The organism is Marichromatium purpuratum 984, from assembly GCF_000224005.2.
Classification (GTDB): domain Bacteria; phylum Pseudomonadota; class Gammaproteobacteria; order Chromatiales; family Chromatiaceae; genus Marichromatium; species Marichromatium purpuratum.
Window position 1 is genome coordinate 2,599,094 of record NZ_CP007031.1, and the last position, 12,722, is coordinate 2,611,815.

At 66.3% G+C, this 12,722-nt stretch carries 14 protein-coding genes; 5 read left to right on the forward strand and 9 right to left on the reverse strand.

Annotated features, from left to right (window positions below):
* Positions 1 to 12: 12 nt before the first annotated feature.
* The 9 genes from MARPU_RS11320 to MARPU_RS11360 form a co-directional block, all read right to left on the reverse strand.
* Positions 13 to 297 (reverse strand): RnfH family protein, encoded by a 285-nt coding sequence (locus tag MARPU_RS11320; protein WP_005223635.1) that lies wholly within the window; start codon positions 295 to 297, stop codon positions 13 to 15.
* A complete protein-coding gene (locus MARPU_RS11325; protein WP_025275300.1) occupies positions 290 to 724 on the reverse strand; it encodes a type II toxin-antitoxin system RatA family toxin in 435 nt (144 codons plus the stop codon). The genes MARPU_RS11320 and MARPU_RS11325 overlap by 8 nt, the downstream gene beginning before the upstream one ends.
* A gap of 2 nt (positions 725 to 726) precedes the next feature.
* Positions 727 to 2,109: a sodium-dependent transporter gene (locus MARPU_RS11330; RefSeq protein WP_005223633.1), complete on the reverse strand. Its 1,383-nt coding sequence runs from the start codon at positions 2,107 to 2,109 to the stop codon at positions 727 to 729.
* Positions 2,110 to 2,121: 12 nt separating this feature from the next.
* Complete coding sequence (gene glmM / locus MARPU_RS11335; protein ID WP_005223632.1) at positions 2,122 to 3,459, reverse strand: phosphoglucosamine mutase; 1,338 nt, start codon at positions 3,457 to 3,459, stop codon at positions 2,122 to 2,124.
* Positions 3,460 to 5,361: an ATP-dependent zinc metalloprotease FtsH gene (gene ftsH / locus MARPU_RS11340; RefSeq protein WP_005223631.1), complete on the reverse strand. Its 1,902-nt coding sequence runs from the start codon at positions 5,359 to 5,361 to the stop codon at positions 3,460 to 3,462.
* An 85-nt stretch (positions 5,362 to 5,446) separates the two neighbouring features.
* On the reverse strand, positions 5,447 to 6,067 hold the full coding sequence (gene rlmE, locus MARPU_RS11345; protein ID WP_005223630.1) for a 23S rRNA (uridine(2552)-2'-O)-methyltransferase RlmE: 621 nt from the start codon (positions 6,065 to 6,067) through the stop codon (positions 5,447 to 5,449).
* Positions 6,068 to 6,180: 113 nt separating this feature from the next.
* Positions 6,181 to 7,038: a hypothetical protein gene (locus MARPU_RS11350; protein ID WP_005223629.1), complete on the reverse strand. Its 858-nt coding sequence runs from the start codon at positions 7,036 to 7,038 to the stop codon at positions 6,181 to 6,183.
* Between the two features lie 230 nt (positions 7,039 to 7,268).
* A complete protein-coding gene (locus MARPU_RS11355; protein WP_005223628.1) occupies positions 7,269 to 7,631 on the reverse strand; it encodes a high-potential iron-sulfur protein in 363 nt (120 codons plus the stop codon).
* A gap of 127 nt (positions 7,632 to 7,758) precedes the next feature.
* A complete protein-coding gene (locus MARPU_RS11360; protein ID WP_005223627.1) occupies positions 7,759 to 8,214 on the reverse strand; it encodes a C40 family peptidase in 456 nt (151 codons plus the stop codon).
* Between the two features lie 336 nt (positions 8,215 to 8,550).
* Between MARPU_RS11360 and trxB the strand changes: the two genes are divergently transcribed.
* From trxB to infA, 5 genes are all read left to right on the forward strand, one after another.
* Positions 8,551 to 9,522, forward strand: a complete 972-nt coding sequence (gene trxB / locus MARPU_RS11365; protein ID WP_005223626.1) for a thioredoxin-disulfide reductase — start codon at positions 8,551 to 8,553, stop codon at positions 9,520 to 9,522.
* Between the two features lie 62 nt (positions 9,523 to 9,584).
* Complete coding sequence (locus tag MARPU_RS11370) at positions 9,585 to 10,769, forward strand: GNAT family N-acetyltransferase (RefSeq protein WP_005223625.1); 1,185 nt, start codon at positions 9,585 to 9,587, stop codon at positions 10,767 to 10,769.
* A gap of 7 nt (positions 10,770 to 10,776) precedes the next feature.
* A complete protein-coding gene (gene aat / locus MARPU_RS11375) occupies positions 10,777 to 11,478 on the forward strand; it encodes a leucyl/phenylalanyl-tRNA--protein transferase (RefSeq protein ID WP_005223624.1) in 702 nt (233 codons plus the stop codon).
* Positions 11,475 to 12,236: an arginyltransferase gene (locus MARPU_RS11380; protein WP_005223623.1), complete on the forward strand. Its 762-nt coding sequence runs from the start codon at positions 11,475 to 11,477 to the stop codon at positions 12,234 to 12,236. Before aat ends, MARPU_RS11380 begins: the two co-directional genes overlap by 4 nt.
* Before the next feature lie 120 nt (positions 12,237 to 12,356).
* Positions 12,357 to 12,575, forward strand: a complete 219-nt coding sequence (gene infA, locus MARPU_RS11385) for a translation initiation factor IF-1 (RefSeq protein ID WP_005223622.1) — start codon at positions 12,357 to 12,359, stop codon at positions 12,573 to 12,575.
* Positions 12,576 to 12,722 lie beyond the last annotated feature (147 nt).

Below are 12,722 nucleotides of genomic sequence, written 5' to 3' on the forward strand. Positions count from 1 at the left end.
CGCGGCGGACGCTCAGCCCGCCCCCGCCGCGCGGCGCTTGCGCGCCGCCTTCGGGTCGGCGATCAGCGGCCGGTAGATCTCGATCCGATCACCGTCCTCGAGCACCTGATCGAGCTTGGCAAGCTTGCCGAAAACCCCCACCTTGTTACGCGCCAGATCGATCTCGGGGAAACGCTCGAGCACCCCGGACTGGTGCAGCGCCTCCTCGAGCCGAGTGCCGCGAGCCACCTCGATGGCACGCAATACCTGCCCCCGCTCGCCGACATAGGCCACCGAGACCTGCAGGTAATCAGTCACGATACACCTCGTCGGCCCGCTTGCAGAAAGCGTCGACCAGGGTATTGGCGATCTGGTTGAAGACGGTGCCGAAGGCCTTGTCGATCAACCGCCCGGAGAACTCGAAGTCCAGCTCCAGCTCGACCTTGGAGGCATCTTCGCGCAACTCGGTAAAACGCCAGCCACCGACGAGCTTGCGGAAAGGGCCGTCGAGCAGGTTGATGCTCATGCGCCCGGGACGCTCGTAGTGGTTGCAGGTGCTGAAGGTCTGGTGGATCCCCATCCGCGACACCTCGATCTGACCGCAGATCTGCTCCGCGCTCTCCGAGATCACCCGGGCGCTCTTGCACCAGGGCAGGAACTGCGGATAGGCACCGACATCATAGACGAGATCGAACATCTGGGCCGCGGAGTACGGCACCAGGGCACTTTTTCTGACTGTAGCCACAACTAATCAAGACCAATCAATTTGAGGATGCCCAGGGCATTGAGCATGACGAGCATTACCGCTGTCGGCGCAACATAGCGGATCAGTATCCGCCACGCCCGGTAGACAAGACCTTCGCCGAGGCGCAACTCGTCGAGTGAGGAGGCACGGGCCATCTTCCAACCGGCGAAGATCGCGATGAGGATCCCACCGAGCGGCAACAGGATGTTGGCCGTGAGAAAGTCGAAGAGGTCGAGGATCCCCTTGCCGAAAACGGTGAAGCCGGACCACTCGTTGAGCGAGAGCAGGCAGGCGATACCGAGCAGCCAGACGGTGACGCCGGCGAGGATCGAGGCGCGCACCCGGCTGAAGCTGAGATTCTCCACCAGCCAGGCGACCAGCGGCTCGAGCAGCGAGATCGCCGAGGTCCAGGCTGCAAACACCAGCAGCACGAAGAACAGTGCACCGAACAGCTGGCCACCGGGCATCTCGCCGAAGGCAATCGGCAGGGTCTGGAAGATCAGTCCCGGACCACTGTCGGGCGCCAAACCGTTGGCGAACACCACCGGGAAGATCGCCAGGCCGGCGAGCAGCGCCACCAGGGTGTCCATCGAGGCGACGATCACCGAGTTGCGAGCGATCGAGGCGTCGCGACCGAGATAGGAGCCGTAGATCATGATCGCGCCCATGCCGAGGCTGAGGCTGAAGAAGGCCTGCCCCATGGCGCTGAGGACGGCCTCACCGGCATGCCCCTTGAACTTCTCGAAGTCGGGCGCGAACAGATAATCGACTGCGCCAGCGAAGTCACCAGCGCTGGCAGCATAGATCACCATCACCACCAGCAGCACGAACAGCGCCGGCATCAGATAGCGCACCGCCTTCTCGAGTCCGCTGGCGACCCCGCGCGAGACCACCAGCACCACCATCGCCATGAAGATGGTGTGCCAGGCGAGCAGACGCTCGGCATCACCCACCAGCGCTGCGAAGATCTCGCCGGCGGCGACGCCGTCGATCCCGTTGAAGACACCGGTGGCGGCGCGAAAGACGTAGGCCAGCGCCCAGCCGGCGATCACGCTGTAGAAGGAGAGGATCAGGAAAGCGGTGACGATGCCCATCCAGCCGACGACCTGCCAGCCCCCGGCGCGTCCCTCCTGGGCGGTCAAGGTGCGCATGCTGTTGATCGGGCTCTGGCGTCCGCGTCGACCGAGCATGATCTCGGCCATCATGATCGGGATGCCGATGGCAGCGACACAGATCAGATAGACCAGGACGAATGCCCCACCGCCGTATTCGCCGGCGGCATAGGGGAAACGCCAGATATTGCCCAGGCCGACGGCCGAACCACTGGCCGCAAGGATGAAGGCGAGACGTGTGGACCACATCCCATGGATGGAAGTGACGGCCATGTGTCGAAACTCCTAAACTGCGATCTGTTCGCGTACGACGTCCGCGAGCCGTTCGCACACACGGCGTACCTGCCCCTCGTCGGTTCCCTCGACCATCACCCGCACCAGCGGTTCGGTTCCAGACATCCGCAGCAGCACCCGGCCACTGCCGTCGAGTTCGCGCTCGGCCTCGGCGACCGCCTCGCGCACCCCCGGCAGCTCGTCGAGTTCCCGGCGCCGGTCGAGCCGCACGTTGATCAGCACCTGCGGATAACGCTCGACCTCGGCACACAGCCCATCGAGCGAACACTCGAGCCGGTTGAGCGCCGCAAGCACCTGCAGCGCCGCAACGATCCCGTCGCCGGTGGAGGTGCGATCGCGGCAGATGATGTGGCCCGAGGGTTCGCCGCCAAGGATGCCATCGGCCTGCTTGAGCGCCTCCATGATGTAGCGATCGCCCACCTTGGTGCGGACGAACCCGGTGCCGAGCCGCGCCAGCGCATGCTCTAGACCGAGATTGCTCATCAGTGTCCCGACCACCTCACCACGCATCGCACTGGCTGCGAGCCTGGATTTGGCAATGATGTAGAGCAGCTGGTCGCCGTCGACCAGCTCACCGCGCGAATCGACCATCAATACCCGGTCGCCATCACCGTCGAAGGCGATACCGAGGTCCGCGCCCTCACGCAGCACCGCCTCGCGCAGCGCCTCGGGCTGGGTCGATCCGACGTCGCGATTGATATTGAACCCATTGGGCTCGACGCCCAGACGCACCACGCTGGCGCCAAGCTCCTCGAAGACATGGGGGGCAGTATTATAGGTCGCCCCGTTGGCACAATCGACGACGATTTTCAGACCACGGAAATTGATCGACGATGGGATGGTGCCCTTGCAGAACTCGATGTAGCGACCACCGGCGTCACCGACTCGCACCACCTTGCCCAGATCGCTGGAGTCGACCGTGCGCAACGGCTGCTCCAGCTCGGCCTCGATCGCCGCCTCGACCGTGTCGGGGAGCTTGTCGCCTTCGGCCGAGAAGAACTTGATGCCGTTGTCCTGGTAGGGATTGTGCGAGGCGGTAATGACGATCCCGGCATCGGCGCGGAAGGTGCGGGTGAGATAGGCCACCGCCGGAGTGGTCATCGGCCCGAGCAGACGGATGTCGACCCCGGCGGCCACCAGCCCGGCCTCGAGCGCGGACTCGAACATGTAGCCCGAGATCCGGGTGTCCTTGCCGATCAGGATCTTGCCGCCACCGCCATTGCCGAGCACCCGCCCGGCCGCCCAGCCGAGCTTGAGCACGAAGTCGGGGGTGACGATGCCCTCGCCGACCCGCCCGCGGATGCCGTCGGTTCCGAAGTATCTACGCATTCAGTGCTCGCCCGCCGGTCCACCGACGCGCCCCTCCTTGGTCTGACTCGCAGCATCCGGCCCGGTCGGACGCTGCGACTGATCGTCCTCCCAGTCGCGCGGCGGGCGCGGCGGGCGGCCGGACATGATGTCGTCGATCTGATCCGAGTCGATGGTCTCGAACTTCATCAGCGCCGCGGTCATCGCCTCGAGCTTGTCGCGATGGGTCTCGAGGATCTCGCGGGCACGCGCGTAGTTGCGCTCGATCACGTCGCGGATCTCCTCGTCGATGAGATGACTGGTCTCGTCGGAGACGTTCTTGTGCTGGGTGACCGAATGGCCGAGGAAGACCTCCTGCTCGTCCTCGCCGTAGGTCAGCGGCCCGAGCCGATCGGACAGCCCCCACTTGGTGACCATGTTGCGGGCGATCTCGGTGGCGCGCTGGATATCGTTCTGTGCGCCGGTGGTGACACTCTCGGTACCGAACACCAACTCTTCGGCGACACGACCGCCGAACAGGCTGGAGACCTGGCTCTCGAGCCGTTGCTTGCTGTAACTGAAGCGATCGTCCTCGGGCAGGAACAGGGTGACACCGAGTGCGCGACCACGCGGGATGATGCTGACCTTGTGCACCGGATCGTGATCGGGCACCAGTCGACCGACGATGGCGTGCCCCGACTCATGATAGGCGGTCAGGCGCTTCTCGTCCTCGGTCATCACCATCGAGCGCCGCTCGGCGCCCATCATGATCTTGTCCTTGGCCTGCTCCATGTCGTCCATGTCGACGAGCTTCTTGTTGCGGCGCGCGGCGAACAGCGCCGCCTCGTTGACCAGGTTGGCCAGGTCGGCGCCGGAGAAGCCGGGTGTACCGCGCGCCAGCACCGAGGCCTGGACGTCCTCGGCGGCGGGGATCTTGCGCATGTGCACCTTGAGGATCTGCTCGCGGCCACGCACATCGGGCAGCGGCACCACCACCTGACGGTCGAAGCGGCCCGGGCGCAGCAGCGCCGGGTCGAGCACGTCGGGACGGTTGGTCGCGGCGATCACGATCACTCCCTCGGTGCCCTCGAAGCCGTCCATCTCGACGAGCAGCTGGTTGAGGGTCTGCTCGCGCTCGTCGTGCCCGCCACCGAGCCCGGCGCCACGATGGCGACCGACGGCGTCGATCTCGTCGATGAAGATGATGCAGGGCGCATGCTTCTTGGCCTGCTCGAACATGTCGCGCACCCGCGAGGCGCCGACACCGACGAACATCTCGACGAAGTCCGAGCCGGAGATGGTGAAGAAGGGCACCCGCGCCTCGCCGGCGATGGCGCGCGCCAGCAGCGTCTTGCCGGTGCCGGGCGGGCCGACCATCAGCACGCCCTTGGGGATCTTGCCACCGAGCTTCTGGAACTTGCCGGGGTCGCGGAGGAAGTCGACCATCTCGACGACCTCTTCCTTGGCCTCCTCGGCGCCGGCGACATCCTGGAAGGTAACCTTGATCTGATCCTCGGAGAGCATGCGTGCGCGGCTCTTGCCGAAGGACATCGCCCCACGGCCGCCGCCACCGCCTTGCATCTGACGCAGGAAGAAAATCCACAGCCCGACCAGGATCAACAGCGGGAACCAGTTGATCAGCACCTGCATCAGCACCGACTGCTGCTCGGGCGGCGCGGCCTTGATCACCACATCGTTGTTGAGCAGGTCGCCGACCAGGCCGTCATCGCCCGGACTGAAGGTGGTGAAGCGCTGCCCGGAGGCGGTCAGACCCTCGATCTTCTCGCCCTGGATGGTCACTTCCTTGACGTCGCCCTGCTTGACCCGCGCGATGAAGGTCGAGTAGTCGAGCTTGCTCGAAGCCGATTGGGTGGTGGTGAAGTTGTTGAACACGGACATCAGCACGATGGCGATGACCACCCAAAGAAGTATGTTTTTCGCCATGTCACTCACGGCCTGGTGCCCTTAGCTGGTTGGTTGCCGGCGCGGCAATGTCGTCACTCAAGCGGATGAAACTAGCATCGACCGCTCAAGGATTAAAGCCTTTGGCCACGAGATAGACCTCGCGGCTCGCCGATCTGGAGGACTTCGGCTTGCGCGTGACCACCCGCGAGAAGGACTGACGCAGGGTGCGCAGATAATCGTCGAAGCCGCTGCCCTGGAAGACCTTGACCGCGAGCGCGCCGCCGGGCTTGAGCCGGGCCTGGGCCAGCTCCAGGGCGAGTTCGACCAGATACATCACCCGCGCCTGGTCGACCACCGCAGTCCCGGTGATGTTCGGCGCCATGTCCGAGAGCACCACGTCGAGCGGTGCGGCCTCGAGCGCCGCCTCGAGCTGCTCGAGCATCGCCTGCTCACGGAAGTCACCCTGGAGGATCTCGACGCCCGGCAGCGGATCGATCGGCAGCAGGTCGAGCGCGACCACCCGTCCCTGCTTGCCGACCAGCCGCGCGGCCACCTGCGACCAGCTCCCGGGCGCGGCACCGAGATCGACCACCCGCATCCCCGGGGCGAGCAGACGATCGCGCTCCTGGAGTTCGAGCAGCTTGTAGGCAGCGCGCGAACGGTAACCGTCCTGTTGCGCCTGCTTGACGAAAGGATCGCCGACGTGACGGTCGAGCCAGCGACGACTGGACTTGCTTCTTGCCATGGATCGAGAAACCGGTGGACTGGTGCGACACGGGGGATCCGCGCGCATGGATACACTATTGAACCACAGCCCGGGGATGGCCGGCGCGCCCGACCGAGCCGATCGAGACATGTTCAGAGTTCGTGGACCCAGGGAAAACGGAAGAGTTCGAGCAGCATTCCCGCCAGCGCGCCACCGAGTACGGCGCCGACCACCGCCTGGGCGAGGTCCTGGTGCAGCGCCAGACTCGCCTGCATCCACCAACCCTGCTCGACGGCGAGCAGCGGCCCGCTGATCAGCCAGACACTACCGGCCGCGACCCCGGCGAGCAGCGCCATCACCAGTGCCTCGATGAGCTGACAGGGGCGCGACTCGAGCAGCAGCCGACGCGCCAGACAGACCCAGCCGCGCACCGTCGAGACATAGAGCACGCCGTTGACGCTGACCAGGAACAGCAGCACCGCGAACACCGCGAACCCACCCGGCTGCAGCGAATCGGCAAGGGCCACGGCGGTACCGACCAGCGCGCCGGTCATGAGGCCGGCCAGGGTCTTGCCCGGCACATGGCGCGAACAGCGCGCGCGGAAGGGCACCAACGCCCCGACCACAGCGGCCAGCGCAGCGGCGAGCAGCGCCGACTCGATGAACCCCACCATGCCGTCGAGCGCGATCAAAGCCCCGACCCCGACCACGCCACCGATGGCCGTGGCCATCAGCGAGATCTCTCGCGCACCGTAGAGCACCGCACCGATCGCGCCGGCCAGTGCCGCGGCCGGCACATAGGCCCAGTGTGACCAGCCGTGCACGCGCAGCAACTCGACCAGCCCGATGAACAGCGGCGCGTGGATCAACCCGATCAGGCACCAGACGATGGTGCGCAGAAACAGCAATCGCCAGCGCACCCCATGACGACTCACCGCGGGCTCGAGGCGGTCGTGGACGCGGACGTCGCAATAATGGCTGGAGAGGACCTGGGGGCGGGATAGAGACATGACCGGGTTACCGCTGTTGCTGCCTGGTAGAGGATCGGGCAAGAGGCAGGGACCCGATCACAAGAGTGCTTCCGTAGAGAATACGGTCGCTGTCTCTGGATTAAAGCAGGGGTGTCAGCGCGCCTACGTGACCTGTGACCCAGATGTTGCCGACGAACGGCGGCCCCGAAACGACAAACGGGGCCGTGCGGCCCCGTCAGTGTACCCCCGGAGGGGAACGTCAACCCGGATCAGCCTGCACGCAGGGTCCAGGAAGCGCACCAGCCGTTGAGGTTGATCAGCTTGCCGGGGAACAGGCTGCAGCCGCGCCACTCGCCAGCACCCTGGTCGGGCAGCATGAACTGGCAGTTCTCGCAGTGCTGCTCCTCGGGCGGAAGACCCGGGCGAGCGGCGGCAACGCGCTCGGACTGAGCCGCATCACGGTGGTACTTCAGCGCAACCGCGGTGGGATCGTCCTCGGTCACAGCGTTTGCAGGAACCTCGGCACGCGCGGTACCGAAGCCAACGAGGTTGATCACCGGGACTGCGGCAGCGGTACCCAGCATCACTTTGACGGCGTCGCGACGGCTCTTGCAAATTGGCTTATCGGACATGGGATCAACTCCTTCAAAAAGGCACACTTGGTGATCTCGATACCTCCGGAAACCCCGGAGGCCGTCGATCATTGTGCAACATGAGTCCCTAAAAGGCGAGCACAAGAGGCCGTCGAGACGGGTCGATTCAGTCGAGATAGGTGCCGGCACCAAGGTAGCGGGCACGCCAATAGGGCGCGTCGAGCCGGGCCAGACGAACCTCGCGGCGCGAGGTCGAGGCGTGCACGAAGCGCTCATCATCGACCATCAGACCGACATGGTGCACCCCTGGACCGGTGCGGAAGAACACCAGGTCGCCCGCGCGTGCCCGCCCCTGGGCGAGCGGGCGGGCGCGGGCAAGCTGCGCCACCGAGACGCGCGGGATGTCGATTCCCGCGGCGTGGTGGGCGTAGTAGGTCAGACCACTGCAATCAACTCCGGTACGCGGATCCGTGCCACCGTAACGGTAGGGTGTCCCCAGCTGGGCGAGCCCAGCCTCGACCACCTGCTGGCGCGCCCCACCCGTGGCGGCACAACCACCGAGCAATACGAGCGCCGCGAGGATCCCGACGCGCACACTGGAAGAGACCGCTTCATTTCTCATAATTGATTGCAACAATCTTTTCTAAGATGCTGTATGTCATACATCTAGAAAAGCCAGTCACACTTGTCAACCCGACTCGGGATCGGCGCTCGACACACGGCTTCCAAGGCAGCGAGGCGCGATTCGACAGCATCTCGCCGACAACCCGCGAGGCGCCGAACGGCGCCCCCGGTCACGCCCCCTGCCAGCACACTGCTTTACGTGTTCCAAACCAGCCCTTACAGTCTACGGCGACTCATCATCGGCCGGGTCCAGCCCCGGCCGTCTCTGTTTTCACGCCCGTTGTCACGCGCCCCGTAGACACGGCGACCCATCCCCTTTGGAGTGACCATCGACATGAGCGACACCAAGCACTGCCGGCTGCTGATCCTGGGCTCCGGCCCCGCCGGCTATACCGCTGCGGTCTACGCCGCGCGCGCCAATCTCGACCCGGTATTGGTCACCGGCCTCGAGCAGGGCGGTCAGCTGATGACCACCACCGAGGTCGACAACTGGGCCGGCGACCCGGATGGCGTCCAGGGTCCCGAGCTGATGGAGCGGATGCGCCGCCATGCCGAGCGCTTCGAGACCGAGATCATCTTCGACCACATCCACTCCGCCGACCTCGGCAACCGCCCCTTCACCCTCGAGGGTGACTCGGCGACCTACACCTGCGACGCCCTGATCATCGCCACCGGCGCCAGCGCCATGTATCTCGGCCTGCCCTCCGAGCAGAGCTTCCGCGGGCGCGGGGTCTCGGCCTGCGCCACCTGCGACGGCTTCTTCTATCGCAACCAGGAGGTCGCGGTGATCGGCGGCGGCAACACCGCCGTCGAGGAGGCGCTGTATCTGTCCAACATCGCCGCCAAGGTGACCCTGATCCATCGCCGCGACAGCCTGCGGGCGGAGAAGATCCTCCAGCGCCAGCTGTTCGAGAAGGCCGAGCACGGCAACATCGAGATCCTCTGGGACCACACCCTCGACGAGGTGCTCGGCGACGCCAGCGGGGTGACCGGCATCCGCGTCAAGAGCACCAAGGACGCGCGCACCCGCGAACTCGCCCTCACCGGGGTGTTCATCGCCATCGGCCACAAGCCCAACACCGAGCTGTTCACCGGCCAGCTGGAGATGGACAACGGCTACATCCGCGTCGCCAGTGGGCTGCAGGGCAACGCCACCGCCGCATCGGTACCCGGGGTGTTCGCCGCCGGCGACGTCATGGACCAGATCTACCGTCAGGCGATCACCTCCGCCGGCACCGGCTGCATGGCCGCGCTCGACGCCGAGAAGTATCTCGACGCCCTGGCCCTGGAGCAGGCCCAGTCCTGACCCCGAGACGGTGACCGCGCAACCGGCTTGCGCCGTCACCACCCGCCCCAACCTGAGGGGACATGCACGATGCATCTCCCCCCTTGCTCAGCCTCACCACCCACGGCGCGATCGACGAGATCCCCGCCGCGGACTGGAATCGGCTGGTCGGCGACGACGCCCCCTTCCTCGACCACCGCTTCCTCGCCGCCCTGGAGCGACACGGCTGCGTCGGCGAGACGTTCGGCTGGATCCCGCTGCACCTGGCGCTGCGCGACGCCGACGGCATACTGCGCGCCGCCGCGCCCTGCTACCTCAAGACCAACGGCTATGGCGAGTTCGTCTTCGACTGGGCCTGGGCCGAGGCGCACCACCGCCGCGGACTCCCCTATTACCCCAAGCTGGTGATCGCCGCCCCCTACACCCCGGCGGTCGCACCGCGCATCCTCAGCGCCGACGACGCCGAGCGCCCACGCCACGCCCGAGCACTGATCGAGGGTGCGCGACACCTCGCCGAACAGCTTGGGGTCTCGTCGATGCACTGGTTGTTCCACACCGAGCGGGAGGGCGAGCCGCTCGCGACCGCGGGACTGCTGCCACGGCTCGGCTGCCAGTTCCACTGGCACCGTGACGACGAGCGCGACTTCGACGGTCTGCTCGCGCAGTTCACCTCGGCCAAGCGCAAACAGGTGCGCCGCGAGCGCCGACGGGTGGCCGAGGCCGGTCTGCGCATCGCACGACTGCGCGGCGACCAGCTCGGCGCCGCCGAGTGGGCCAGCCTCCATCGGCTCTACCGCGACACCTTCGAGCGGCGCGGCGGTGTCCCCACCCTGTCGCCGGCGTTCTTCGCCACGCTCGGCGAGACCATGGGTGAGTCGCTGCTGGTGGTATTCTGTTACCAGGGAGCGCGGATCGTCGCCGCGGCCTTCAACCTGGTCGGCGCCCGAACCCTCTACGGCCGCCACTGGGGCTGCAGCGACGCCTTCCACAGTCTCCACTTCGAGGCCTGCTACTACCAGGGACTGGAACACTGCATCGCCACCGGGCTGACACACTTCCAGCCCGGCACCCAGGGCGAGCACAAGATCAGCCGCGGCTTCCTACCGACGCCGACCTGGTCCTCGCACTGGATCGCCGACCCCGAGTTGCGCGCGGCCATCGCCCGCGCGCTCGAGCGCGAAACCCGAGGCATGCGCGCGTATCTGCGCCGGATGCAGGACCACAGCCCCTACCGCAGGCCGGCATCGTCATCGTCACCCTCGGACTAGCCCGGACATGCTCACCCTGCTCGATCCACAAGACCGCACCCACTTTCCCGACGTCTCGCAGGCGATGCGCGAGCCCAACGGACTGCTCGCCGTCGGCGGCGACCTCAGCACCACGCGGCTGCGCCAAGCCTATCGTCACGGCATCTTCCCCTGGTACAGCGAGGGGGATCCCATCCTGTGGTGGTCGCCCGACCCGCGCAGCATCCTCGTGCCCGATCAGGTGCACGTCTCGCGCAGCCTCGCCAAGCGGCTGCGGCGCACCGATCACCGCGTCACCTTCGATCGCGACTTCGCCGGGGTCATCCGCGCCTGCGCCGCACCACGCGCCGACGAGGTCGGCACTTGGCTGGTCCCGGAGATGATCGATGCCTACGAGCGACTGCACGCCCAGGGCCTCGCCCACTCGGTCGAGGTGTGGCGCGACGACGCCCTGATCGGCGGGCTCTACGGGGTGGCGGTGGGCAAGGCATTCTTCGGCGAATCCATGTTCAGCCGCGCCAGCGACGGCTCCAAGATCGCCCTGGTCCAGCTGTGCCGACGCCTCGCCGAGTGGGGCTTCGGGCTGATCGACTGCCAGATGCACACCCATCACTTGCAGCGCATGGGCGCGGTCGAGGTTCCCCGGCGTGACTTCACCGATCGGCTCGAGCGGTTCTGCGCCCTACCCGGCCATGATCACAGCTGGGACGACGAGGGACAGAGCCGATGAACCAGGACGACATCACCCGACCGGGACGCCATCTGGCGCTCTATCTGACCGGCGAGCACGACTGCTCCTATCTCGAGGCGATGCGCGCGCGCACCCTGTTCGTCGACCCCAACGCCCGGATCGACACCGCCACCTATCAACTCCTGATCGACCTCGGCTTTCGCCGCAGCGGCAGCCATGTCTATCGACCGGCCTGCCGTGGCTGTACCCGCTGCGTGCCGGTCCGCATCCCGGTCGCGGACTTTCTCCCCGACCGCTCGCAACGACGCAACTGGCGGCACAACGCCCCACGCATCACCCTGCGTGAGCGTCGCGCCAGTTTCGATCCGGCGCACTACGCGCTCTATCGCGACTATCTGCTGGGGCGTCATGGCGACGGACCCATGGCCGACGATGCCAGCGAGGAGGGCTATCGGCGCTTCCTCGTCGATCCCTGGGGTGGCCCCTGTCTGTTCATCGAGTTCTGGCTCGATGAGGAGAGGCTGCTCGGTGTCGCGGTGACCGACCGGCTCGAGCAGGGCCTCTCGGCGGTCTACACCTTCTACGATCCGGCGCTCGCCGCACTCGGCCCCGGCACCTTCGCGATCCTCGCCCAGATCGAGCTGGCACGCCGACTCGAGCTGCCCTATCTCTATCTCGGCTACTGGGTCGAGGGCTGCGAGAAGATGACCTACAAGGCGCGCTTTCGTCCGCTCGAGGCCTGGGATGGGCGGGGCTGGAGAGCGCTCGCACGCGGCACTCTGCTGCGCCAGCCATGAGGCCGGTCTCGCCCGCGCGAGTGAAGAGGAGACGGAATCGATGTATCGACGGTGATCGACACAATGGATATGGTATAATCCGGCGGCTTTAAAAACGGAGCTGTCTTCAGTAATTCGACTATGGCAAAAGACGACGTCATTCAAATGGAAGGCACGGTCACCGAGACCCTGCCCAATACCGTGTTTCGGGTCGAGCTCGAGAACGGTCACACCGTGACCGCCCACATCTCCGGCAAGATGCGCAAGCACTACATCCGCATCCTCACCGGCGACAAGGTCACCGTCGAGCTGACCCCCTACGACCTCACCAAGGGCCGCATCGTCTACCGCGCCCGCTGATCACGCCTGCCCCTCGGGCATGCGCGCGCCGGCTCTCTCGCCGAGCGCCCGGACTCATCGCGCAACCGCGCGAACCGTCACACGCGACCTCGCCGCTCGCCATCGGGCCGAGTCGGCACGGCGGGGCTGCGCGTCGCGGTTGGTCAT

Excerpts from the sequence above, each read along its gene's own strand:
- MARPU_RS11330 (WP_005223633.1), bottom strand. The coding sequence starts at position 2,109 with ATGGCCGTCACTTCCATCCATGGGATGTGGTCCACACGTCTCGCCTTC.
- glmM (WP_005223632.1), bottom strand. The coding sequence starts at position 3,459 with ATGCGTAGATACTTCGGAACCGACGGCATCCGCGGGCGGGTCGGCGAG.
- ftsH (WP_005223631.1), bottom strand. The coding sequence starts at position 5,361 with ATGGCGAAAAACATACTTCTTTGGGTGGTCATCGCCATCGTGCTGATG.
- rlmE (WP_005223630.1), bottom strand. The coding sequence starts at position 6,067 with ATGGCAAGAAGCAAGTCCAGTCGTCGCTGGCTCGACCGTCACGTCGGC.
- MARPU_RS11350 (WP_005223629.1), bottom strand. The coding sequence starts at position 7,038 with ATGTCTCTATCCCGCCCCCAGGTCCTCTCCAGCCATTATTGCGACGTC.
- MARPU_RS11355 (WP_005223628.1), bottom strand. The coding sequence starts at position 7,631 with ATGTCCGATAAGCCAATTTGCAAGAGCCGTCGCGACGCCGTCAAAGTG.
- MARPU_RS11360 (WP_005223627.1), bottom strand. The coding sequence starts at position 8,214 with ATGAGAAATGAAGCGGTCTCTTCCAGTGTGCGCGTCGGGATCCTCGCG.
- trxB (WP_005223626.1), top strand. The coding sequence starts at position 8,551 with ATGAGCGACACCAAGCACTGCCGGCTGCTGATCCTGGGCTCCGGCCCC.
- MARPU_RS11370 (WP_005223625.1), top strand. The coding sequence starts at position 9,585 with ATGCACGATGCATCTCCCCCCTTGCTCAGCCTCACCACCCACGGCGCG.
- aat (WP_005223624.1), top strand. The coding sequence starts at position 10,777 with ATGCTCACCCTGCTCGATCCACAAGACCGCACCCACTTTCCCGACGTC.
- MARPU_RS11380 (WP_005223623.1), top strand. The coding sequence starts at position 11,475 with ATGAACCAGGACGACATCACCCGACCGGGACGCCATCTGGCGCTCTAT.
- infA (WP_005223622.1), top strand. The coding sequence starts at position 12,357 with ATGGCAAAAGACGACGTCATTCAAATGGAAGGCACGGTCACCGAGACC.